Raw genomic sequence first — 22,717 nt, forward strand, 5'->3', positions numbered from 1 at the left:
CCGTCGGTACTAATCCCGGCGGGAGTGTCGCATTTTTGCGGCAGTTGCGAATTGAAAAGCGGCCGGTTCCTCTCGCATCATTGGCGAGACGGGCTGCGAAGCTTATGATTTTAAATCGAGTGCCGAGGCTGGGGCGATGCCTGGGCGTGACTAGAGTCCGCACAAGAGGCGTCCAGTGATTGTAACGCGACCGACCTTGAAGAAGACCGCGAGCCGGCTGCTGCTCGCCGGCATGCTGGGAGCCGTGACGGGCTCGCCGGCGCTGGCGCAGACGATGGAAGCGGCGCTGGGGCGTGCCTATGCGTCCAATCCGACGCTGAACGCACAGCGCGCCGCAGTGCGCGCCACCAACGAGAACGTGCCGCAGGCGCTCTCCGGTTACCGGCCGCGCATCACCGCATCCGCCGATATCGGCGCCAGCATCACCGAGAGCGACACGCCGGCCGGCGCACAGAGCAGCACGCACAGCCGCAATCTCTCCCGCCTCAACCCACGTGGCGCCGGCGTCCAGATCGACCAGAACATTTTCGACAGCGGCAAGACCCGCAGCTCCGTCAGCCAGGCCGAATCGCAGGTGCTGGCGGCGCGCGCGACGCTGCGCAACACGGAACAGAACGTCCTGCTCGACGCGGCGACGTCCTATATGAACGTGCTGCGCGACACGGCGATCCTCAACCTCAACCGGAACAACGTCGAGGTTCTGGAGGAGCAGCTGCGTCAGACCAGGGATCGCTTCCAGGTCGGCGAGGTGACACGTACCGACGTGGCCCAGGCCGAGGCGCGCCTGTCCTCGGCGCAGTCGCAGGCGATCCTGGCCGAATCCAATCTCAAGACCTCGATCGCGCGCTTCCGCCAGAATGTCGGTACCGAGCCCAGGCAGCTCGCGCCCGGCCGTCCGGTCGAGAACCTGCTGCCGAAGTCGCTGCCGGCCGCGCTGAACGGCGCCTTGCAGGCGCATCCGGCGATCATCGCGGCGCTGCACGGCGTCGATGCGGCAGAGCTGCAGGTCAAGGTCACCGAGGCGGATCTCGGTCCCACGGTTGGCGTACGCGGTCTGGTGACGCAGCGCTACGACAACCAGTTCTTCGGCGACAACCGCACCTCGGCCAGCGCGGTCGCGACCCTGACGATCCCGATCTATGAGGGCGGGCAGGTCTATTCGCGCACCCGGCAGGCCAAGGAGACGGCCGGGCAGCGCCGGATCGAGGTCGACACCTCGCGCGACACGGTGCGTGCCGCCGTCGTCTCGGCCTGGGGCGCGCATGATGCGGCCAAGGCGCAGATCACCGCCGCGCAGGCACAGGTGCAGGCTGCCGAGACTGCACTCGCCGGCGTGCGCGAAGAGGCCAAGGTCGGCCAGCGCACCACGCTCGACGTGCTGAACGCCCAGCAGGAACTGGTCAGCGCCCGCTCGACGCTGGTCACGGCACAGCGCGACCGGGTCGTGGCGTCCTACGCCGTCCTCTCCGCGATCGGCAAGCTTTCGTCCGAAACGTTGAAGCTCAGGGCCGAGCACTACGATGCGCGCAAGCACTATGATCAGGTCAGGGGCCTGCTCTGGGGCACGCAGACGCCGGACGGACGCTGAGCCGGCGCGCTCGAGCATGTCCGCGCGTCTTCGAAACGCGGACATGCTTCCGCGCTTTGCAGCGCCGTAACCTTCCCCGCGCGTCCGGTATCCGCTTCGCTCGATCATGCTCTGAAGCCGGCGCGGCGCAGCGCCGGAGCAACACTCCGGATTTCTCCTGTGGGCCGGCCTTCAGGCGCCTTGCCTGCCGGTTTTCCGATGAAATACTCATGCAGCGGGGCGCACTGATTCCTGAGGCGTCTCTTGCGTCGAGTGACCGGAATCAGCATGAGCGCGCAGCCCAAGGCCAATGAACCTTCGATGGAGGAGATTCTCGCCTCCATCCGGCGGATCATCGCCGATGACGAGAAGCCTGCCGCGCCGCCGGAGGAAGCTGCTCCGGAGCCGGTCGCACTGGCGCCGCAGCCCGAGCCGGAACCCGAACCAGAGCCGGAGCTGATCGAGGACGACGTGCTCGACCTCGGTGCCGAGGCCGAGCGCATCGTCGAAGAGCCGGTTGACGAGCCGGTTGCGGCAGCTGCGGACGACATCGACTTCGTCGAGCCGCAGGCAGCGGCATTGCCCGAGCCCGAACCGGAGCCGCCTCAGCCCCAGGCCTTCGTGCCGCCGCCGATCCAGCAGCCGCCGTTCCAGCAGCAGCCGGCACCGCCGATGGACATGGCAGCGCTGATTTCCGACCAGACCGGCGCAGCCGTGCACAACGCCTTCGGCGCGCTCGCCAACACCGTGCTCAGCAACAATGCGCGCACGCTGGAGGATCTGGTCAAGGACATGCTCAAGCCGATGCTCAAGACCTGGCTCGACGACAACCTGCCGGCCATGGTCGAGCGGCTGGTGCGTGCGGAGATCGAGCGCGTCGCCCGCGGCGGGCGACGCTGAGGCTTCTTGAGAATTGCCGCGCCTCTCCGAAGCACTGCAATTCTCCCGGTCTTTGCTTTATCGGAGTTTCTTCACGCGAGCCGGTGCCGCTTCACGCGAGCCGGTGCCGCTTCGTTCGAAAATCCGACGCGATAACGACGTGATAGATCATCGTGATCGCGTCGGATCAGACGTGCGATGATCTAGCGGCGCCCTTTCCGGACGGGTGCCCGGCGCGGCCCGAAGGCCCCGCCTTCGTTGAGACTCTGGATAGCGTAGCCGGCGAGCGCCATCAGCGCGGTCTGAGGGCCGAGCCGCGAGACCAGAAGCTGCATGCCGAGCGACAGGGGACGGGGGTAGCGGCCGGACGCCGCTTCCGACGCGACCCAGGCGCCGACCAGGTGAACGAGAAGTCTCATTGTCGCCCCCTCAGAGCAGGACTTTGCGGTTGCTGCCGAGATCGGGCCGCGAGCCGGTGATCGCCGCGGCCGCCATCTTGACCGACGTCACGATCTTGCCAGGACTGTCCCAGAATTCAGCCAAGGTGGGCCGCACCTTGAGGACGCGAATGTTGGGATCGTCCTTGCTCTCCCAAAAGGCGCGGGCCGCCGGCGACCAGAGCTCGGCCACGCGATCGCGGTCATCCAGCAGGTTGCCCGTGCCGGTGACGGAGACATATTTGTACGATCCGTTGTCGCCGAAGCAGAGGCAGACATTCTCGTTGATCTCGATCTCGTCGTCCTTGTGGGAGCGCAGATCGGTGAGGAAATAGATCGCATCCTCGTCGCGGTGGGCGTGGGCGCTCATCGGGCGGGCGCGCAGCTGGTCGCCATTGCCGTCATGGCTGACGAGCATGCACAGGCCGATCTCCTCGATCAGCTCCCAGGCGCGGTCCTGGTCGGTCTTCCTGGTCATCGGGGCCTCCTTACATGGTTCTATGCCCAACTGGCGTCGGGCCGGTCTGTTCCCGCGGAACGCTTGGGCAGGATCCGCGTTCGAGAGGGCATGCGGCGCCAAAGCGCGCGCCTCGTCTGGAGTGTCCCCCAATGAAGAAGCCCGCCTCGCGGATCGACATGCCGTCGAACGCCAAGAACGAAGTGATCGCCATTCTCAACGAGCGCCTGCAGGACGGCATCGATCTGGCGCTCGCCACCAAGCAGGCGCACTGGAACCTGAAGGGGCCTGGCTTCATCGGCGTGCATCTGATGCTCGACGGCTTTCGCAAGGAACTGGACGAGCATGTCGACACCGTCGCCGAGCGCGTGGCCCAGCTGGGCGGCACCGCCCTTGGCACGACCCAGACGGTGGCGTCCGGCAGTAGCCTGAAGCCCTATCCGACGGACATCCTTTCCGTGAAGGATCATCTCGATGCGCTGATCGAGCGCTACGCCGGCGCGGCGAACAGCGTTCGCGATGCGATCGACAAGACCGACGAGGCGGGGGATGCCGGCACCGCCGATCTGCTCACCGCCTACTCGCAGAGCCTCGACAAGGCGCTGTGGTTCCTGCAATCGAGCGCCGCCTGAACACCGACAAGGCCGCCATGCATCGAAATCGTTGACGGGACGCCCGTCGGTGCGCTCTTAAGACCGCAGACCTTTTTGGCTTTCGTTTTCGCGGCCGGGGCAGGTTCCCCGGCCGTTTGGCGTTCGAGCAGAGCGATGATGGACAAGACATTCGAGCCGGCCTCCGTCGAGGCGCGCATCAACAAGGCCTGGGAGGAGGCGGACGCCTTCAAGGCGGGTCGCGGCGCTGCGCCCGGGGCCGAGCCCTATTGCATCGTGATCCCGCCTCCGAACGTCACCGGCTCGCTGCATATGGGCCATGCGCTCAACAACACGCTGCAGGACCTCCTTTGCCGCTTCGAGCGCCTGCGCGGCAAGGACGTGCTCTGGCAGCCCGGCACCGACCATGCCGGCATCGCGACGCAGATGGTGGTCGAGCGCAAGCTCGCGGCCGAGAACAAGACCGATCGTCGGACCATGGGTCGCGAGGCCTTCCTGGCCGAGGTCTGGAAGTGGAAGGAGGAGTCGGGCGGGACGATCGTCAACCAGCTCAAGCGCCTCGGCGCCTCCTGCGACTGGTCGCGCGAGCGCTTCACCATGGACGAGGGGCTCTCGGCCGCCGTCCTCAAGGTCTTCGTCGGCCTGCACAAGCAGGGGCTGATCTACCGCGCCAAGCGGCTGGTGAACTGGGATCCGAAATTCCAGACGGCGATCTCCGACATCGAGGTGCTGCAGCTCGAGAAGACCGGCTCGTTCAAGTGGCAACGCGGCGGCGAGGAGGCGTTCGACGCCGGCAAGCTGGAGAAGGCGCTGGCCAAGGACCCGAACGGCCATCTCTACTATTTCGACTATCCGATCGCGGGCGCCGCCTACGATCCGGAGAATCCTGCGACCTACATCACTGTCGCGACGACCCGGCCGGAGACGATGCTGGGCGACACCGGCGTCGCGGTGCATCCGGAGAACGACAAGCTCAAGGGGCTGATCGGCAAGAACGCCGTCCTGCCGCTGGTCGGCCGCGTCATCCCGATCTTCGGCGACGACTATGCCGATCCGGAGAAGGGCACCGGCGCGGTCAAGATCACCCCGGCGCACGACTTCAACGACTTCGACGTCGGCAAGCGCAATTCGCTGAGGGTCGTCAATATCCTGGACGGGGAAGCTCGCATCCTGATTCAGGACAATGCCGACTTCCTGGAAGGCGCTGCGCCCGAAGCCGAGACGCTGGCGCTGCACGGTCTGGACCGCTTCGCGGCGCGCAAGGCCGTGGTCGGGCTGATGGAGGCGCGCGGCCTGCTGCGCAAGGTCGAGCCGAACACCCACACGGTGCCGCATGGCGACCGCTCGGACGTTGTGATCGAACCCTGGCTGACCGACCAGTGGTATGTCGACGTCCAGCCGCTGGCGCAGCGCGCGCTCGCTGCGGTCAGGGACGGCAAGACCCGGATCACGCCGGAAAGCTGGACCAAGACCTACAATGACTGGCTTGAGAACATCGAGCCCTGGTGCGTCTCGCGCCAGCTCTGGTGGGGCCACCAGATCCCGGCCTGGTACGGGCCGGACGGCGAATGCTTCGTCGCCGAGTCGGAGGCAGCGGCGCAGGCGCTGGCGCTTAGCCATTATGGCGGGCCGGTCGAGCTCAAGCGCGACGACGACGTGCTCGACACCTGGTTCTCGTCGGCGCTGTGGCCGTTCTCGACGCTGGGCTGGCCGGAGGAGACGCCGGAGCTCAAGCGCTACTATCCGACTGCCACCCTGGTCACCGGCTTCGACATCATCTTCTTCTGGGTCGCCCGGATGATGATGATGGGCCTCAATTTCATGGACGAGGTGCCGTTCCGCGACGTCTATCTCCACGCGATGGTTCGCGACGAGAAGGGCGCGAAGATGTCGAAGTCGAAAGGCAACGTCATCGACCCGCTGGTGCTCATCGACACCTATGGCGCGGATGCGCTGCGCTTCACCTTCGCCGCGATGGCGGCGCAGGGGCGCGACATCAAGCTGGCGACCTCGCGCGTCGAGGGCTACCGCAATTTCGCGACCAAGATCTGGAACGCGGCCCGCTTCGCCGAGATCAATGGCTGCCTGCGGGCGGAGGGCTTCGACCCGGCGACGGTGACGCTGCCGCTGAACCGCTGGATCCTGTCCGAGGCGGCCCGGACGGCCGAGACGGTCGCCGCCGGCATCGAGAGCTTCAAGTTCAACGAGGCGGCCGATGCGGCCTATCGCTTCGTCTGGGGCCAGTTCTGCGACTGGTATCTCGAACTGTCGAAGCCGGTGCTGCAGGCCGAGGAACTGGACGCGGCCGGCACTGCGGCGCGGGCGGAGACGCAGGCGACGGTGGCGCATGTCATCGACCTGATCTGCCAGCTGCTGCACCCGTTCATGCCGTTCCTGACCGAGGAGCTCTGGGCGCAGAAGGCCCATGCCGGTGCGGCGCGTGCAGTGCCGGCCGGGGAGGCGGGTCTGGTCTGCCTGACGCGCTGGCCGGAGTTGTCGGCGCTGGTCGACGAGACGGCCGAGGCCGAGATCGGCTTCGTCGTCGATCTCATCTCAGACATCCGCTCGATCCGCTCGGAGACCAATGTGCCGGGTGGGACGCAGGTGCCGCTGGTGCTGGTCAAGGCGAGCGCCGCGACGAAGGCCGCGGTCGAGGCCTGGGCGCCGATGATCGAGCGGCTGGCGCGGCTTTCCGCGATCGAGTTCGCCGATGAGGCGCCCGGCCAGTCGGCGCAGATCATCGTGCGCGGCGAGGTCGCGGCGCTGCCGCTGGCCGGGATCATCGATCTCGACGCCGAGCGCGGGCGTCTCAACAAGGAGCTTGCCAAGCTCGACCAGGATATCGCCGCGGTCGAGAGGAAGCTCGGCAATCCCGACTTCATGGCGCGCGCGCCGGAGGAGATCGTCGAGGAGAACCGTGAGCGCAAGGCAGCGGCGGAAGCGCGCAAGCTCAAGATCGCGGAGGCACTGGAACGGCTCGCCTGATCCGCTTCTGTCACGTGCGCGTCAGGCGAAACTTGGTAGGGTTCCAGGCAACGAGCCTGGAGCCCTGCCATGTTCCGCCGCAACGCCTTCGGTCAGTTCAGCGTCGATGATTTCCTGACCGAGGCCGGCACGCCGTCGCGGCGGCGCTTCCTGACCGGGCTCGCGGCCTCCGGCCTCCTGCTGACGAGCGGTGGCGTCATCGACCAGCGCGTCTGGGCCAATCCGGTCTTCGCTGCCTATCCGTTCGGGCTCGGCATTGCCTCGGGCGACCCTTCCGCCGATGGGTTCGTGATCTGGACCAGGCTGGCGCCGCTGCCGCTCGCCCGCAATGGCGGCATGCCGATGAAGGCGGTCGAGGTCGCCTATGAGATTGCGACCGAAGCCAATATGCGCGGCAATGTCCAGCGCGGTACGGCACTGGCGCGGCCCGAGCTCGGGCATGCGGTCCATGTCGAGATCGCCGGACTCCAACCCAATCGCGACTATTTCTACCGCTTCAGCTGCGGCGGCGAGCGGACCATGATCGGCCGCGCCCGGACGCTGCCGGCTGCCGGCGCGAGCCTCGAGCGCGTCAATTTCGGCGTGCTCGGCTGCCAGCGCTACGAGGACGGCTTATTCACCGCCTTCCGCCATGTCGCCGACGAGCGCTTCGACTTCGTCTTCCACTATGGCGACTACATCTACGAGTACCGCATGGTGAGGCCGAACGAGCGGCCGCTGCCGGTGGCACGGGTGATGCCGGGCGAACCCGACGAGATCTACGCGCTCGCCGACTATCGCCAGCGCTACGCCATCTACAAGATGGACCCCGATCTCCAGCTCGCCCATGCCTCGGCGCCCTGGATCGTCTCGTTCGACGACCACGAGGTCGACAACAACTTCGCCGGGATGGTCTCGGAGGAGAACATCCCGCCGGAGATCTTCGCGCTGCGCCGCGCCGCCGGCTTCCAGGCCTGGTACGAGCACATGCCGCTGCGCCGGACCTCGCTGCCGAACGGGCCGTGGATCCAGGCCTATCGTCGCTTCCAGTTTGGCGATCTCGCCCAGATGGACGTGCTCGACACCCGCCAGTTCCGCAGCGACCAGCCTTGCGGCGACGGCTCGCACGCAGCCTGCGCCGACGCGCTGAAGCCCGAGAACACCATGCTCGGCGAGAAGCAGGAGGCCTGGCTCGGAGAAGGCCTGCGCGCCTCACAGGCGCGTTGGAACGTTCTGGCGCAGCAGGTCATGCTCATGCGCCACGACCGCGATCCGGACCCGGAGAAGACCGGCTACAGCATGGACAAGTGGGACGGCGCGATCGCAGCCCGCAAGCGGTTGTTCGACACGCTGGAAAGCGCCCGGATCGGCAATGCCGTGGTGCTGACCGGCGACATCCACCAGAACTGGGCGGGCGAGCTCAAGGCCGATTTCGATGATCCGAGATCGAAGACGCTCGGCGTCGAGTTCGTGTCGACCTCGATCACCTCGGGCGGTGATGGCGCCGACATGACCAAGGCGGGGCAGGCGGGGCTGAAGAAGAACCCGCATATCGGCTTTTTCAACAACCAGCGCGGCTATATGCGCCACAGCCTGTCGAAGGATCGCTGGCAGGCGGATTACCGCGTTCTCGACAAGGTCACAGTGGCCGGCGCTGCGGTTTCGACCCGGGCGAGCTTCGTTGTCGAGGCGGGGCAGCCGGGTATGAGGCCGGCTTAGTGAACCGCTTGCGAGGCGCGGCAACCATCATGCCTCTGCGACGCCATGAACCTGTCGTCATATTGACTCTAGCCCAAGAGATTAGTGGCCTGACCGCGACAATTGAATTAATGCATGGGACGCAGGGCAGCCCTGCAACCGGCGCGAGAACCCAGGAACGGTTTCCCCTACATGCTCAAGCGTGCTTACGACTGGTGCGTTTCCTACGCGTCTCACCCTGCCGCGCCCTGGCTGCTCTTCGCCATCACCTTCGTCGAAAGTTCGGTGAGCCCGCTGCCACCGCTCCCGTTGCTGATCCCGATGTGCATCGCGCGGCCCGACCGCGCCTGGGTCTATGCCGGCGTTTGCTCGCTCGGCGCCGTCACCGGCGGCTATCTCGGCTATGCGATCGGGGCGCTGCTCTATGAATCGGTCGGCGCCTGGCTGATCGGCATCTACGGCCTGCAGGAGAAGGCGGCCCACCTGATCCACACCTCGCAGGACTACTGGTTCTGGGTGCTGCTGACCAAGGGCCTGACCCCGATCCCGTTCAAGATCGTCACGATCATGTCCGGCTTCCTGCATTTCGACATCTGGAAGTTCACCGTCGGCATGGTGATCTCGCGCGTCACCTTCTTCGCGATGATTGCGGTGGCGCTGCGCTATTACGGCGACGACATCCGCATCTTCATCGAGAAGCACCTGCCGATGACGGCGCTGGCGCTGGTGGTGGTCGTCGTCGGCGGCTTCTTCGTGCTGCCGATGGTGCTCTGAGCGGACAAAAAGCCCTCAGACCTCCGCAAGCGCTGATCGACTGGCTGCTCGCCGCCTGACCTTCGGGCGGCGATGCCTTATGGTCGCCCTGAACGATGCAGCGCTGGAGGGTTCGATGCGCCCACTCCAACGATCGGATGGCGAGGCATGAGCGCCCGCCGCCCGGATCTCGCCGAACTCGATTTCGCCAATTTCGCCCGGCAGTTCGACCGTTGCCTGCGGCAGGACAAGGTCATCGCCTTCTCGCGCTGGCGCGACATCGTCGAAGCGGTGCCGCCCGGCCTGAAGGATTTCTTCTGGCGGGTGGTCGAGGCCCATCTCAGCCCGGCCGCAGAGACGCGGCTGCGCGGCCTGCGCGACTGGCGCGACTTCCATGGCGAGGTCCTCGACACCCGCTTCCGACGCCCCTCCGCCGAGCGCCCGCAGTTCCGCACGCCGAAGCAGGAATTCGATTCCTATTCGGCGATCTTCTGGCGCTTCGGCTCGACCGATGCGCGCTTCGACCAGAGGTTCGGCCGCCTCGTCCTGCTGGCATTGCGCAAGGAAAGCAGCACGATCGCCAATCGCGGCAAGGGCTCCTATGACGACCTCGTCGTGGTGATGCGCCGGACCGGGCGCTTTCGCGAGCTCGCGAGCTTCCCGATCTGCACCGAGCCGGGCGCCCAGTACTCGCAGCGCGCCAGCGGCGGCGATGCGCGCTACAAGGGCGTCAAGTTCAGCAAGGCCGACGGCGTCGACATCAACAAGGACGGCATCAAGGATGCCGGGCGCCTGACCGAGGGCACCTACCAGTATTTCGAGAAGAAGGGCGGCTTCCTGGGCGACCGCGCCTTCCAGGTGAAGAGCACGCAGGTCGCCGAGCGCGACACCGACGGCGACGGGCGCTTCACGCAGGACGATAAGAGCCGGATCGACCCGTCGGGGGCTGGGACCAGCATGTACATTCACCGCGGCGGGGCGGACAATGTGCTGGAGCCCAACACCTGGTCGGCCGGCTGCCAGACCATCCCGAAGAATCGCTACCCGACCTTCCTCAAGGCGGTCGGGACCCCCGGCGCCTTCTACTACGTGCTGGTCAATGCTGCGTCCTGAAGCCCTTGCCGCCGGCCTGGCCATCGTCCTGCTCGCCGTTCCTGCCGTGCGGGCGCAGTCGGAGGGCGTCATGCCGGCGCCGGCCGGGCAGGTCGCCTGCTCCTTCGGCGCCTTCGTCAGCGAGACCGACCCGGCGGGGCTGAACGTCCGCGCCGGCCCGGGCACCAATCACAAGGTGGTCGGCACGCTGCCGCCGGTGAAGCTCAGCGGCGACGATCCGCCGGTGCGCGCCATGGTCGAGGTCGAGGTTTCGGCCGGGGCCAATGGCTGGTTCAGGATCGCCAAGGCGCGCGACAATGAGATGCTGACCGACGCGCCGCCCCGGCCGATGTTCAAGGGTTCGGGCTGGGTCAGCGGGCGCAAGCTGACGGCGAAGTCGCAGGCTGCCGCCGGCCGGCTGCGCCCGGACACCAAGGCGCCGGCTGTCCTCTCCGGCCAGGACGGGCTGAGCTTCGACGGCGACACCTTCGTCCAGAACGGCCGCCTTCTCGGCTGCAGCGGCAAATGGGTGCTGGTCGAGTACGGCTTGCCGGCGGATAGCGAGGCCCTGTCGGGGCTTGAGATCAAGCCGGCGGCTAAGGCAGGGGCCGAGGCCGGCCGCTTCCGCGCCTGGGTCGACCGGATCTGCGCGACGCAGGAAACCAGCTGCGACGGCGGCTGACGCGCGACCTTTCCGCGTCATGGTCGGGCTTGTCCCGACCATCCACGTCTTCACATCACTGATCGCTTGTGGTGTCGAAGACGTGGATGCTCGCCACAAGGGCGAGCATGACGGAAAGGTCGCGCCACTTCGCACTAACTTTTTCCCGCTAAAGCTTCCGGAACACCACGCTGAGATTGTTCGCCGGCATCGGCGTCACCTGCGGCTCGCCGAAGCCGGCGGCTCGCGCGAGTTCGGCGACGGCTTCCAGCTCGCGCAGGCCCCATTTCGGATTGCGCCGGCGCAGGCTGTCGTCGAAGACGGCGTTGCTCGCCGCCAGTGGCACGTCGTGCTGGCGATAGGGACCGTAGAGATAGAGCGGCCCCCCTGCCGGCAGCAGTTCCGCCGCGTGCCGAATCAGCCCCTCGGTGGCGGCCCAGGGCGAGATATGGATCATGTTGATGCACAAGATCGCATCCGCCTGCGTGACCGGCCAACGTGGCGCCATCGTATCGAGCCGGATGGCCGGGCGCAGGTTCGGCAGGGTGCTTGTGCGCGCCCAGGCATCGATGCTGGCCAGCGCAGCCGGATCGGGGTCGCTCGGCTGGAAGCTCAGGTCCGGAAAAGCGCCGGCGAAATGGACGGCATGCTCGCCGGAGCCGCTGGCGACCTCCAGCACGAGCCCTTGATGCGGAAGCACTTGGCGGAGCACGGCAAGGATCGGCTCGCGGTTGCGCTGCGTCGCCGGGGCCAGCTGGCGGGGATCACGGTGATGGAGATCGTCCTGGGGCATCGTCTTCTCCCATCGCGTTCGGCCGTCAATGCGTTATAAGCGGCAAAGAAGCAGGCCGATAGCGAGCGCGGTCCTGCAGCACCCGAGCTGGTTTTGTTAACGGAGATTCTGGTCGTCATCGTCCTCACCGTCATCAACGGTGTGCTTGCCATGTCGGAGCTTGCGGTCGTCTCATCCCGCCCGGCACGGCTGAAAGTCCTGAGCGATCAAGGCAGCAAAGGCGCCGCGAAGGCGATCCGGCTCGCCGAGAATCCGGGCCGCTTCCTCTCGACCGTGCAGATCGGCATCACGCTGGTCGGCGTGCTGTCCGGCGCCTTCTCGGGCGCAACGCTTGGTGCGCGCCTGTCGGAATGGCTCGGAACGCACGGATTCTCGAGTACGGCTGCCGATGCACTCGGCGTCGGCACCGTCGTCGTCCTCATCACCTATCTCTCGCTGATCATCGGCGAGCTGGTGCCCAAGCAGATCGCCTTGCGCGATGCCGAGCGCGTCGCCGCGCGCGTCGCGCCGGCGATGGTGGTGCTGGCCAAGGTTGCCTCGCCACTGGTCTGGTTGCTCGACACGTCGGGCAAGCTGGTGCTGGCGCTGCTCGGCCAGAAGGGCGAGCCGGAGGAGACGGTGACCGAGGAGGAGGTCCGCACCATCATCGCCGAAGCCGAGAATGCCGGCGTGCTGGAGCGCGACGAGCGCGAGATGATCTCCGGGGTCATGCGCTTTGCCGACCGCTCGGCCCGCGCATTGATGACGCCGCGGCGCGAGGTCGAGGTGATCGACCTTGCCGATGCGACCGACGAGATCAAGGCCCAGGTCCGGGCCACCAAGCGCTCGCGCCTGCCGGTGCAGGACGGGGAGGCCGACGCGATCATCGGCGTCGTCACTGTCAAGGACATGTTCGACGCGCTCTCGGACGGTGATGGCCGCGACCTGCGCAGCCTCGTGCATGAGGCCCCGGTGGTGCTCGACACCAGCGGGGCGCTCGACGTGCTGCGCGCCATTCGCGCGTCGAATGTCCATCTCGCGCTGGTCTTCGACGAATACGGCCATTTCGAGGGGATCATCACCTCGAGCGATGTGCTCGAGGCGATCACCGGCGCCTTCCAGGAGGACGAGGCCGACGAGCCGGCGATCGTCCCGCGTGCCGACGGCTCCTTCCTGGTCGCCGGCTGGATGCAGGTCGACGAGTTCTCGCACGAGCTCGGCATCCATGTGCCGCGCGACGCCGACTACCAGACCGTTGCCGGCTTCGTGCTGGCCGAGATGAACCGGCTGCCGAATGTCGGCGAGAGCTTCGAAAAAGGCCATTGGCGCTTCGAGGTGGTCGATCTCGACGGCCGGCGGATCGACAAGCTGCTGGTCAGCCGGGTGGATTGAGAAGCTCTCGTAATCCTCATCCTGAGCGGCCAGCCGAAACGAGGTTGGGCTCCGACATTCATCACGGTGTCATCCCGGACAAGCCGCGGAGCGGCGCCGATCCGGGATCCGTTCCGGAGCCTATCCGATAAAGGTTCCGGAATGGGTCCCGGGTCTCCCTCCGGTCGCCCGGGACGACCCGCGTTTATTTTAGCAAGAGGGAAGCGAGCGATTGTTGACCCTATCTCAATGCAGTGATCTAAACTTCCCGCAGGGGCTTATCGCGACCGCCCCGTGAGGCGTCAGCCCAAGGATCGCGTCCACACTCCTTGCTCAAGGATGGACGCTCATGTCTTCCAACATCCAGATCACGCCTGCGCAATTGTCCCGGCTCGTCGGCCTGCCCGATGTACCCGTGCTGGTCGATGTCCGCATCGACGAGGACGTCGCCGCCGATCCGCGCCTGCTGCCGGCGAGCGAACGGCGCAGCCATCGCGACGTTGCCGCCTGGGCCTCGGCCTATGCCGGCCGCAAGGTCGTCGTCATCTGCCAGCGCGGGCAGAAGCTCAGCGAGGGCGTCGCCGCCTGGCTGAGGCATGAGGGCGTCGCGGCGGAGAATCTCGCGGGGGGCTTCGAGGCCTGGCGCGAGGCGGGCGGGCTGCTGGTCGAGACCGGCAAGCTGCCGCAGCGGGATGCAGCCGGGCGCACGCTCTGGGTGACGCGGGCACGGCCGAAGGTCGACCGCATCGCCTGTCCCTGGCTGATCCGCCGCTTCGTCGATCCTCACGCCGTCTTCCTGTTCGTCTCGGCCTCGGAAGTCGCGGATGTCGCCGACCGCTTCGGGGCGACGCCCTTCGATATCGACGGCGTGTTCTGGAGCCATCGCGGCGAGCGCTGCAGCTTCGACACGATGATCGAGCAGTTCGGGCTGTCGTCGCCGGCGCTCGACCAGCTCGCCATGATCGTGCGGGCGGCCGATACCGCGCGGCTCGATCTCGTGCCGCAAGCGGCCGGCTTCCTCGCGGCGTCGCTCGGCCTGTCACGGATGTATCGCGACGATCTGGCACAGCTCGAGGCCGGCATGCTGCTCTACGACGCCTTCTATCGCTGGTGCCGCGACGCGGGCGACGAAACCCATAACTGGCCGTCCGCGCCGGCAAAGATCTGAGGACCGGGCGATGACGACTGTGACGAATGAAGGGGCGGCGATGGCCGCCCCCGCCACTCCGACCCTCACCGAGGCGACGCGGGTCTGGCTCAAGATCGGCCTGCTCTCCTTCGGCGGGCCGGCCGGGCAAATCGCGCTGATGCACAAGGAACTGGTCGACGAGCGCCGCTGGATCGGCGAGCGCCGTTTCCTGCATGCGCTCAACTACTGCATGCTGCTGCCGGGCCCCGAGGCGCAGCAGCTCGCCACCTATATCGGCTGGCTGATGCACCGCACGGTCGGCGGGCTGATCGCCGGCCTGCTCTTCATCCTGCCGGGCGCGCTGGTGATGTGGGGCCTCTCGCTGCTCTATGTGCTCTATCGCCAGGTGCCGCTGGTCGATGCGCTCTTCTTCGGCGTCAAGGCGGCGGTGCTCGCCATCGTCATCGAGGCCGGCCTGAGGATCAGCAAGCGGGCGCTGAAAAACCGGGCGATGATCGTGATCGCGATCGCCGCCTTCCTGGCGCTCTTCCTGCTCAAGGCGCCTTTCCCGCTGGTGATCTTCGGCGCCGGGCTCGTCGGCTGGCTGGGCAACCGCTGGGCGCCGGCCCTGTTCGGTGGCGGTGGCCATGCCGGCAAGGACGGCGCGCCGGAGTTCAAGGGCGTGGTCGACCTGATGTTCGAGCGCGGCGAGCTCACCCATACCGAGCCCTCGGCGGGGAGGGCGCTGCGGGTGCTGGCGCTCTGGTTGCCGCTCTGGCTCGGGCCGGTCGCGCTGCTCTGGGTGCTGCTCGGCGGCGGCAATGTCTTCACCCAGATCGGCGCCTTCTTCAGCGCCATGGCGGTCGTCACCTTCGGCGGCGCCTATGCCGTGCTCGCCTATGTCGCGCAGGCGGCGGTCGAGACCTATGGCTGGCTCGTCGCCGGCGAGATGGTCGACGGGCTCGGTCTGGCCGAGACGACACCGGGGCCGCTGATCCTGGTGCTGCAGTTCACCGGCTTCCTCGCCGCCTGGCGCGGGCATGGCGGGCTCGACCCACTGGTCGCCGGCAGCCTGGGCGGCCTGCTGACGGTCTGGGTGACCTTCGCGCCCTGCTTCCTCTGGATTTTCCTCGGCGCGCCCTACATCGAGGCGCTGCGCGGTAACAAGGCACTCTCGGCGGCGCTGACGGCGATCACCGCCGCTGTCGTCGGCGTCATCGCCAATCTCGCGCTCTGGTTCGGCCTGCATGTGCTGTTCAAGGCCGTGCGGCCGGTCGTGATCGGCCCGCTCGCGCCGGATTTGCCGGTTTTGGCTTCGCTCGACTGGCGGGCGGCGCTGCTGGCGGCTTTCGCGATGATCGCGCTGCTTCGCTTCAAGCTCGGCATGGTGCCGGTGCTGGCGGCCAGTGCGGCAGCGGGCGCTGTGCTGGTGCGGCTGACGGCGTGATCGGGACTGTTGCGCAGGTTGGAATTCTGAACTGCCCGCAGCGGTGATTGCGATCCATCGCTGAAATGGTCATCTCGACCGGCGGAGGCACCCGAGATGACCCACCGTTTCCTAGAGATCGCGACGACACCGGCCGTGAAGGCTGCCCAGGAAGCACAGGGCAGCCGGCGCAGCTATGCAAGGCAGGAGGCGGGCGAGCCGCATCATGACCGGCTCGGTGAGGCCGAGGCCGGTTTCATCGCGGCGCGCGACTCCTTCTACCTGGCGAGCGTGTCGGAGACGGGCTGGCCCTATCTGCAGCATCGCGGCGGTCCGGAGGGCTTTCTGCGCGTGCTCGACGAGACGACGCTCGGCTTCGCCGACCTGCGCGGCAACCGGCAATATCTCAGCCTCGGCAACCTATCGGCCGATGACCGGCTCTGCCTGTTCCTGATGGACTACGGCCATCGGGCGCGATTGAAGATCTTCGGCCGGGCCAGCTTTCACGATCTCGCCGCCGAGCCGGAGCTGGCGCAGCGCCTGATCGTGCCGGGCTATCGCGCCGTGCCGGAGCGCGGCGTCACCATCAAGGTCGAGGCCTTTGACTGGAACTGCCCGCAGCACATCACGCCGCGCTTCAGCGAGGCCGAATTGGCGCCGGCGCTCGCGCCGGTGCGGCAGCGTCTGGAAGAGCTGGAGGCGGAGAATGCCCGGCTGCGGGCCGAACTTGGGGCCCGCGCCGGCGCTTAACGGCGTTCGCCCGGCTCGATCACCCGGTATTCGGCGTCGACGATCTCGCCACGCGCCGTCTCGGGCCGCCTGCGCTCGAATGGGTTCTGCGGATCGATGCCGGCCGCGCGCATACGGCGGCGCATCTGCCAGGCGGCGAAGGCACCGCCGGCGATGACGAGCGGCACGAGGATCAGTGCCAGGCTGGCCGCGACCAGGAAAATCAGCACGCCGACGACAAAGGCACCGGCCATGACCAGCCAGCTCGCCCAGCGGGGCAAGCGGACCAGGCGGGCGCTGGCGGCGTTGTTGAGGTCGATACGGATCATTGGCTCGTTTCGTTTCGTGTCACCCACCGGTAATCTAGGAAGCGAATGCGGCGTTGACGAGATCGGCCGTGCCCGGGCGATGACGATTTCGTCAGGACGGCGTGCGCCAGTCATAGATCCAGGCGTGGCGCTTGCGCATGCCGTCTGGACCCATGCGGCGCATGGCGAAGTCGCGGGCGAAGCTCCAGGGCCGGCCGAGATGATAGGCCTCGCCGTTCTTGCGGCTGGCCTGCTGGACCCGCGTGGCACGTTCGGTCCGCGCCTCGGCATAGGCTGCCAGCGCCGCCGGTACCGCGGCTGATCCTTCGCGCGCCAGCCGCATCGCAAGCTCATGCGCCAGCACGGCAGCGTCCTCGATGGCGAGCGCCGCGCCCTGGGCCAGGAAGGGCAGGATCGGATGGGCGGCGTCGCCGAGCAAAGCGATGCGGCCCTTCGACATCCTTGCGGGCGCGCGGTCGTAGAGCGACCAGATCCGCCAGTTCGGCGCGCGCTCGATCAGGTCGCGCAGGCCAGGGCCGGCAGTGCGGGCGATCTCGGTCAACTGCGAGGCGTCGCCCTCGCGCGACCAGCCGGGCCGTGCCTCGCGCGCCGCGCGAATCAGGACGAGGTTGATCTCCTTGCCGCCGGAGACAGGGTAGTGCACCGCATGGCGGGCCGGGCCGAGATGCAGCGCCACCGCCGGGCGGCGCAGCGCGTCGGGCAAGCCTTCCGCCGGGATCAGCGAGCGCCAGGCCTCCCAGCCGGTGAAGCCGGGCTCGCCCGCATCGCCGACGAGGGCGCGGGCGCGCGACCAGAGCCCGTCGGCGCCGATCAGGGCCATGGCCTCGACCGTCTCGGTTCCACCGCTTTCGCTGCCGAGCGTGACGGATACGCCTTCCTCGGTCTCATGCGCATCGACGAGGCCGCGGCCGATGATCCAGCGGATGTTCGGCAGGGTTCTGGCCGAATCGAGCAGGAGCTGATGCAGATCGGCCCGCTTCAGGGAGCGCGAGGGCGTCGCGCCTTCGACCGGCGGCGCGAAGGGCATGGCGAGCAGCGGCTTGCCGCCGCCCCAATGGCCGATCGCCAGCGCCTCGGGCCGAATCGCGGCGCGGCGCAGCGCCAGGCCGAGATCGAGCGATTCGAGCACGCGCCCGGCATTGGGCGAGACCTGGATGCCGGCGCCGGCCTCGTCGAAACGGGTGCGCTTTTCGGCGATCGCGACGGGAATGCCGCGGCGGGCAAGCGCGATCGCGGCGGTCAAGCCGCCGATGCCGGCGCCCGCGATGAGGATCGGGAGAGTGGCCACGATGTCATGTCCTGCCGCGCCCCCGGCAGGATATCCTCACGCCGCCTTGGCGGGGGTGTCGTGGTATTCGCACTCGGCCGGCTTGCTGTGGCCATGGCCGACCGACGGCTCGTATTTGAACAGCGTCGAGCAATAGGGGCAGACGATCTCGTCGTCGGAACCCATGTCGAGGAAGACATGCGGGTGGTCGAAGGGCGGCTTGGCGCCGATGCACATGAACTCGCGCGCGCCGACATGGATCACGGCGACGCCGGGATCATTGTGGAAATGCGGGGTGCCGTGATCGGCCATGGTTCTCGTCCTTGCAAATTCGGCGGCACCATAATCGTTCGCCGCGGGCTGCGCCAGCGCGCGTGCACCATAATCGTTCGCCGCGGGCTGCGCCAGCGCGCGTGAAGCAGACCGACATCGCTGCTGCCGTGACCTGTCGCCGCTGCGCGCGGCGAGGCGATCAGGGTTGGCGGGCGCAGCTTTGGCCGATCCCGCGCGCCTGCTCGGTTTCCGCCGGACTGAGCGCATCGGCGAGCGCCTTGACCCAGAGATTCGCCTGCTTGAGCCCGTCCATCGAGCAGCCGCAGACGCGCTCGCAGATCTCCTTCGGCGTGCCGGTACCGGTGCAGGAGCGCTGGCAGGCGGTCAGGAACGGCGCGGCCTCGGCATCCGGAAGCTTCTGCGTGGCCACTTGGCCGGTCGCCTGCATGAACAGGAACAGCGCGCCGATGAAGAGCGGCTGGTGGACGAGGTAGACGAAGAGGCTGTTGCGGCCGCCGAGGACGATGACCTTGGCGGGGGCGGACGTCGCCCGCCAGTTCGCCCAGAAGCTGCCCGGCGCTTTCGGCGGAGCTGTCCGCGCCAGCACCATGCCGGCGAGCACGCAGCCGAACCAGGGGAAGACCGGGACGAAATCGGCAGTGAGCGGCCAGGGGCCGAAGCCGAGGAAGGAGAGCCAGTCCTGGGTGAAGACGTTGTGACCCAGGATGAAGGGCAGGGCGAACACGATGACTGCCGTGATGGCGATGACCAGCGTCGGCAGGAACAGGAAGGGCAGGGCCAGCACGCTCGCCAGCGCGATGTGATGCAGGATGCCGAAGAAGATGAAGACATCCGGCAGCGCGAACCAGGTGGCGGAGGTGACGAGGATCGCGGCACAGGCGATGAGTGCGACGCGGCGCAGATAATTGCCGCGGTCGAAGCCCTTTTGTGTCGCCAGGACCAGGCTGAAGCCGACGATCACTAGGAAGGAACCGGCGATCAACCGGGCGAAGGCGCGCCAGGCCGGGTCGCTGACGACATCGACCCGGATCAGCCGGAAATAGGAGAGATCATAGGCGAAGTGGTAGACGAACATCGCGAGCAACGCGATGCCGCGGGCCAGATCGACCAGTTCGATACGGCCGCCGGCCGAGGATTGGGCTTGCTCGCTCATGGTCTCGTCATAAGCGGCGCGCGGCGTCGCGGGAAGGGGCGGCCCTTCCTCATCAACTTGCGCGAGTCATCCCGGACGTAGCGAAGCGGAGATTCGGGATCCATTCCGGAGCCTTTCCGATAGAGGGTCCGGAATGGGTCCCGGGTCTCCCTCCGGTCGCCCGGGACGACCAGCGCCCAGGTGAGAGGATGCTACCCAAAGCCGCGCCGCCATGGCAGACCAACCCGACGATCAAAGCAAGCTTGGCGGCAGGGCCGATGCAGACATTCGATTCCGACGGCGTGCAGATCGCCTATCTCGACCTCGCCCCGACCGGCGAAGGCACCGGCGATCCGATCGTGCTGATCCATGGCTTCGCTTCGAGCCATGCGGTGAACTGGGTCAACACGCAGTGGACGAAGACGCTGACCCATGCCGGCCGGCGCGTCGTGCTCTACGACAATCGTGGCCATGGCCGCAGCCAGAAGCTCTACGATCCCGAGGCCTACCATTCCAACATCATGGCCGAGGATGCGCGCCGGCTGATGGACCATCTCTCGATCGAGCGCGCCGACATCATGGGCTATTCGATGGGGGCGCGGATCTCCTCGCACCTGACGCTCGCCCATCCCAAGCGCGTGCGCTCGCTGCTGCTGGGGGGGCTCGGCATCCATCTGGTCGAGGGTGTCGGGCTGCCGCTCGGCATCGCCGACGCGATGGAGGCGCCTTCGCTCGCCGACCTGACCGATCCGATGCAGCGCATGTTCCGCGCCTTCGCCGAGAACACCGGCAGCGATCTGCGGGCCCTCGCGGCGTGCATACGCGGCACGCGCCAGACGCTGAGCAAGGAGGAGGTCGGCCATATCGCGGTGCCGACCCTGGTCAGCGTCGGCACGAAGGACGACGTCTCAGGCTCCGGCCCGGAGCTGGCGGCGCTGATCCCGGGCGCGCAAAGCTTCGCCATCGAGGGGCGTGATCATAATCTCGCGGTGGGCGATCGTACGCACAAGCAGGCAGTCGTCGAGTTCCTGGCTCGCCGACCGTAGAACAACGTTCTCCTCAGGTAGAATATTATTCTACGCCAATGGCTTGCGACACTTGCCTCGCAAATCGATTCTTGTTCTTTGCGGCTTGATTCAGCTAGAAGGCGGCACCACGTGCTCTGGCGCGAGCTGATCGCACCAGATTGATCTACGAGCGAACCGTAGCGGAGAACGCCATGCCATCCGGGCGCCCGAATATCGAGATCCGCGATCCAGCCACCGGCCTCGACCGTGTCGATCCCGTCTGGTCCCGCCTGCGCAACGAAGCCGAGCTGGCGATCGCGAGCGAGCCGGCGATGGCGAGCTTCGTCCTGGCGACGATCTCGAACCAGCCGAGCTTCGAGGCCGCGGTCGCCCATCGCATCGCGGCGCGGCTCGGCCATGGCGCCGTGCCGGCAGAGCTGATCGCGCAGGCCTTCGACGAGGCGATCGACGCCGATCCCGAGATCGGGCAGGGCATCCGCGCCGACGTGCTCGCCGTGCTCGACCGCGATCCCGCCTGCTACCGGCTGATCGAGCCGGTGCTCTATTTCAAGGGTTTCCACGCGCTGCAGACGCACCGCCTGGCGCATTGGCTGTGGCGGCAGGACCGGCGCGACTTCGCGCTCTATCTGCAGAGCCGCTCGTCGGAAGTGTTCCAGACCGACATCAACCCGGCTGCCAAGATCGGCAAGGGCATCTTCCTCGACCACGCCACCGGCCTCGTTGTCGGCGAGACAACGGTGATCGAGGACAATGTCTCGATGCTGCAGGACGTGACGCTGGGCGGCACCGGCAAGCAGGGCGGCGACCGCCATCCCAAGATCCGCAAGGGCGTGCTGATCGGCGCCGGCGCCAAGATCCTCGGGAACATCGAGGTCGGGCAATGCGCCCGCGTCGCCGCCGGTTCGGTCGTGCTCGCGGCGGTGCCGCGCAACACCACGGTCGCCGGCGTGCCGGCCAAGGTGGTGGGCGAGGCCGGCTGCGCCGAGCCCTCGCGCTCGATGGACCAGATCCTGGCCGGCGATTGCGGCGGCGGCATCTGAGGCCGCGCCGAAACTCTATTCCAGCCCTCATCCTGAGGAGCGGACGTCAGTCCGCGTCTCGAAGGATGGTCCAGCTGTTTCCGGAGCTTCCTGAAGCATCCTTCGAGACTCCGCTGCGCGGCTCCTCAGGATGAGGGCTGCAGGCGGGGCCCCTCAGCCCTGCACGAGTTTCTTCTTGTGGTCGTCGAGATGGCCGAGATCGCGCTCGGGATCGAGCCGGTCGCGCACGCGCTGCTTGAGCTGCTTCACATCCGGGAAGCCGCCATCGACGGTGCGATCCCAGATCAGATCGCCATTGTAGTGGATCTGGAAGATGCCGCCGGTGCGCGGGATCAGCACGACCTCGCCGAGGTCCTGGCCGAAGGTCTGGAGCAGCTCCTGCGCCATCCAGGCTGAACGGAGCAGCCAGTTGCACATGCTGCAATAGGTGATGGCGATGCGTGGGCCGGGCTGGGGTTCGGTCATAGTCCACTCCGAAGCGGTGCCGGGCGAGGGCCGGCGGGTTCGAAAACGCTTCTGCCGCCATGGCATCGCCAGGGCAAGCGGCCCGCGCGGGCGACGCTCTGGCGCGATACTTTGCCTTTGGCTTGCATCCTGCCCCAAAACCCCCTAATGCGACCGCGTTTTCCGGCCCTGCGCGGGCGTCGTCAGGAACTAAGGTGTCATGGCCAAAGAGAAGTTTGCTCGGACGAAGCCGCACTGCAACATTGGAACGATTGGTCACGTTGACCATGGCAAGACGTCGTTGACGGCTGCGATCACGAAGGTTCTGGCTGAGTCTGGCGGCGCGTCGTTCACGGCGTATGACCAGATCGACAAGGCGCCTGAGGAGAAGGCGCGCGGCATCACGATCTCGACGGCTCACGTCGAGTACGAGACGCCGGCCCGTCACTATGCGCACGTCGACTGCCCCGGGCACGCCGACTATGTGAAGAACATGATCACGGGCGCGGCGCAGATGGACGGCGCGATCCTGGTTGTGTCGGCTGCCGACGGCCCGATGCCGCAGACCCGCGAGCACATCCTGCTGGCGCGCCAGGTCGGCGTTCCCGCGCTGGTGGTGTTCATGAACAAGGTGGAT

The 22,717-nt window shown here is 67.2% G+C and carries 23 protein-coding genes; 15 read left to right on the forward strand and 8 right to left on the reverse strand.

The window, feature by feature from the left end; all coding sequences use genetic code 11:
* Positions 1 to 196 precede the first annotated feature (196 nt).
* Positions 197 to 1,588, forward strand: coding sequence for a TolC family outer membrane protein (locus tag BMZ21_RS25195; protein WP_244544000.1), 1,392 nt, complete (start codon positions 197 to 199; stop codon positions 1,586 to 1,588).
* 300 nt (positions 1,589 to 1,888) lie between these two features.
* A complete protein-coding gene (locus BMZ21_RS31025) occupies positions 1,889 to 2,467 on the forward strand; it encodes a PopZ family protein (protein ID WP_091841367.1) in 579 nt (192 codons plus the stop codon).
* Positions 2,468 to 2,649: 182 nt separating this feature from the next.
* Here BMZ21_RS31025 and BMZ21_RS25205 read toward each other — a convergent pair whose 3' ends face one another.
* A complete protein-coding gene (locus BMZ21_RS25205; RefSeq protein WP_091841260.1) occupies positions 2,650 to 2,865 on the reverse strand; it encodes a hypothetical protein in 216 nt (71 codons plus the stop codon).
* Between the two features lie 10 nt (positions 2,866 to 2,875).
* The gene (locus BMZ21_RS25210; protein ID WP_091841263.1) at positions 2,876 to 3,361 is read right to left on the reverse strand and encodes a pyridoxamine 5'-phosphate oxidase family protein; all 486 of its coding nucleotides are present in this window, start codon (positions 3,359 to 3,361) and stop codon (positions 2,876 to 2,878) included.
* A gap of 131 nt (positions 3,362 to 3,492) precedes the next feature.
* Here BMZ21_RS25210 and dps point away from each other — a divergent pair, with 131 nt between their 5' ends.
* From dps to BMZ21_RS25240, 6 genes are all read left to right on the forward strand, one after another.
* Positions 3,493 to 3,972: a DNA starvation/stationary phase protection protein Dps gene (gene dps / locus BMZ21_RS25215; protein ID WP_091841266.1), complete on the forward strand. Its 480-nt coding sequence runs from the start codon at positions 3,493 to 3,495 to the stop codon at positions 3,970 to 3,972.
* A 135-nt stretch (positions 3,973 to 4,107) separates the two neighbouring features.
* A complete protein-coding gene (locus BMZ21_RS25220; protein WP_091841268.1) occupies positions 4,108 to 6,936 on the forward strand; it encodes a valine--tRNA ligase in 2,829 nt (942 codons plus the stop codon).
* Positions 6,937 to 7,005: 69 nt separating this feature from the next.
* On the forward strand, positions 7,006 to 8,634 hold the full coding sequence (locus BMZ21_RS25225) for an alkaline phosphatase D family protein (RefSeq protein ID WP_091841271.1): 1,629 nt from the start codon (positions 7,006 to 7,008) through the stop codon (positions 8,632 to 8,634).
* 171 nt (positions 8,635 to 8,805) lie between these two features.
* Positions 8,806 to 9,387 (forward strand): YqaA family protein, encoded by a 582-nt coding sequence (locus BMZ21_RS25230; protein ID WP_091841274.1) that lies wholly within the window; start codon positions 8,806 to 8,808, stop codon positions 9,385 to 9,387.
* 147 nt (positions 9,388 to 9,534) lie between these two features.
* Entirely contained in the window at positions 9,535 to 10,479 is a 945-nt protein-coding gene (locus BMZ21_RS25235; RefSeq protein ID WP_091841277.1) for a hypothetical protein, read from the forward strand.
* Complete coding sequence (locus BMZ21_RS25240) at positions 10,466 to 11,140, forward strand: SH3 domain-containing protein (protein WP_091841279.1); 675 nt, start codon at positions 10,466 to 10,468, stop codon at positions 11,138 to 11,140. Before BMZ21_RS25235 ends, BMZ21_RS25240 begins: the two co-directional genes overlap by 14 nt.
* 148 nt (positions 11,141 to 11,288) lie before the next feature.
* Here the strand turns inward: BMZ21_RS25240 and BMZ21_RS25245 are convergent, their stop codons facing one another.
* Positions 11,289 to 11,912, reverse strand: a complete 624-nt coding sequence (locus BMZ21_RS25245; RefSeq protein ID WP_091841281.1) for a DUF938 domain-containing protein — start codon at positions 11,910 to 11,912, stop codon at positions 11,289 to 11,291.
* A gap of 93 nt (positions 11,913 to 12,005) precedes the next feature.
* On the opposite strand from BMZ21_RS25245, the gene BMZ21_RS25250 reads away from it, so the two are divergent.
* The 4 genes from BMZ21_RS25250 (at position 12,006) to BMZ21_RS25265 (ending at position 16,567) form a co-directional block, all read left to right on the forward strand.
* Positions 12,006 to 13,283, forward strand: coding sequence for a hemolysin family protein (locus BMZ21_RS25250; protein ID WP_091841284.1), 1,278 nt, complete (start codon positions 12,006 to 12,008; stop codon positions 13,281 to 13,283).
* Between the two features lie 328 nt (positions 13,284 to 13,611).
* Complete coding sequence (locus BMZ21_RS25255; protein WP_091841287.1) at positions 13,612 to 14,430, forward strand: chromate resistance protein ChrB domain-containing protein; 819 nt, start codon at positions 13,612 to 13,614, stop codon at positions 14,428 to 14,430.
* 10 nt (positions 14,431 to 14,440) lie between these two features.
* Positions 14,441 to 15,838, forward strand: a complete 1,398-nt coding sequence (chrA, locus tag BMZ21_RS25260) for a chromate efflux transporter (protein WP_091841290.1) — start codon at positions 14,441 to 14,443, stop codon at positions 15,836 to 15,838.
* Between the two features lie 96 nt (positions 15,839 to 15,934).
* Positions 15,935 to 16,567, forward strand: a complete 633-nt coding sequence (locus BMZ21_RS25265) for a pyridoxamine 5'-phosphate oxidase family protein (protein ID WP_091841292.1) — start codon at positions 15,935 to 15,937, stop codon at positions 16,565 to 16,567.
* Here BMZ21_RS25265 and BMZ21_RS25270 read toward each other — a convergent pair.
* The 4 genes from BMZ21_RS25270 to BMZ21_RS25285 all read right to left on the reverse strand — a co-directional run bounded on the left by BMZ21_RS25270 (position 16,564) and on the right by BMZ21_RS25285 (position 19,589).
* Entirely contained in the window at positions 16,564 to 16,875 is a 312-nt protein-coding gene (locus tag BMZ21_RS25270) for a hypothetical protein (protein ID WP_091841294.1), read from the reverse strand. The genes BMZ21_RS25265 and BMZ21_RS25270 overlap by 4 nt on opposite strands.
* 91 nt (positions 16,876 to 16,966) lie before the next feature.
* The gene (locus tag BMZ21_RS25275) at positions 16,967 to 18,163 is read right to left on the reverse strand and encodes an FAD-dependent monooxygenase (protein ID WP_091841297.1); all 1,197 of its coding nucleotides are present in this window, start codon (positions 18,161 to 18,163) and stop codon (positions 16,967 to 16,969) included.
* Positions 18,164 to 18,199: 36 nt separating this feature from the next.
* Positions 18,200 to 18,454 carry a zinc-finger domain-containing protein gene (locus tag BMZ21_RS25280; protein ID WP_091841300.1) on the reverse strand — a complete coding sequence of 85 codons (255 nt, stop codon included), beginning with the start codon at positions 18,452 to 18,454 and terminating at the stop codon, positions 18,200 to 18,202.
* Between the two features lie 160 nt (positions 18,455 to 18,614).
* The gene (locus BMZ21_RS25285; RefSeq protein WP_091841303.1) at positions 18,615 to 19,589 is read right to left on the reverse strand and encodes an acetyltransferase domain-containing protein; all 975 of its coding nucleotides are present in this window, start codon (positions 19,587 to 19,589) and stop codon (positions 18,615 to 18,617) included.
* A 257-nt stretch (positions 19,590 to 19,846) separates the two neighbouring features.
* Between BMZ21_RS25285 and BMZ21_RS25290 the strand changes: the two genes are divergently transcribed.
* Positions 19,847 to 20,614, forward strand: a complete 768-nt coding sequence (locus BMZ21_RS25290; RefSeq protein ID WP_091841305.1) for an alpha/beta fold hydrolase — start codon at positions 19,847 to 19,849, stop codon at positions 20,612 to 20,614.
* 173 nt (positions 20,615 to 20,787) lie between these two features.
* On the forward strand, positions 20,788 to 21,636 hold the full coding sequence (gene cysE, locus BMZ21_RS25295) for a serine O-acetyltransferase (RefSeq protein WP_091841308.1): 849 nt from the start codon (positions 20,788 to 20,790) through the stop codon (positions 21,634 to 21,636).
* Positions 21,637 to 21,789: 153 nt separating this feature from the next.
* On the opposite strand, the gene BMZ21_RS25300 is transcribed toward cysE, so the two are convergent.
* Entirely contained in the window at positions 21,790 to 22,101 is a 312-nt protein-coding gene (locus BMZ21_RS25300; protein ID WP_091841311.1) for an Rdx family protein, read from the reverse strand.
* Positions 22,102 to 22,300: 199 nt separating this feature from the next.
* Here BMZ21_RS25300 and BMZ21_RS25305 point away from each other — a divergent pair.
* The coding region (locus tag BMZ21_RS25305; protein ID WP_143079803.1) for a GTP-binding protein at positions 22,301 to 22,717 on the forward strand (417 nt) is incomplete at its 3' end.

Origin of the sequence: Allobosea lupini, from assembly GCF_900109525.1 — a bacterium.
GTDB classification, from domain to species: domain Bacteria; phylum Pseudomonadota; class Alphaproteobacteria; order Rhizobiales; family Beijerinckiaceae; genus Allobosea; species Allobosea lupini.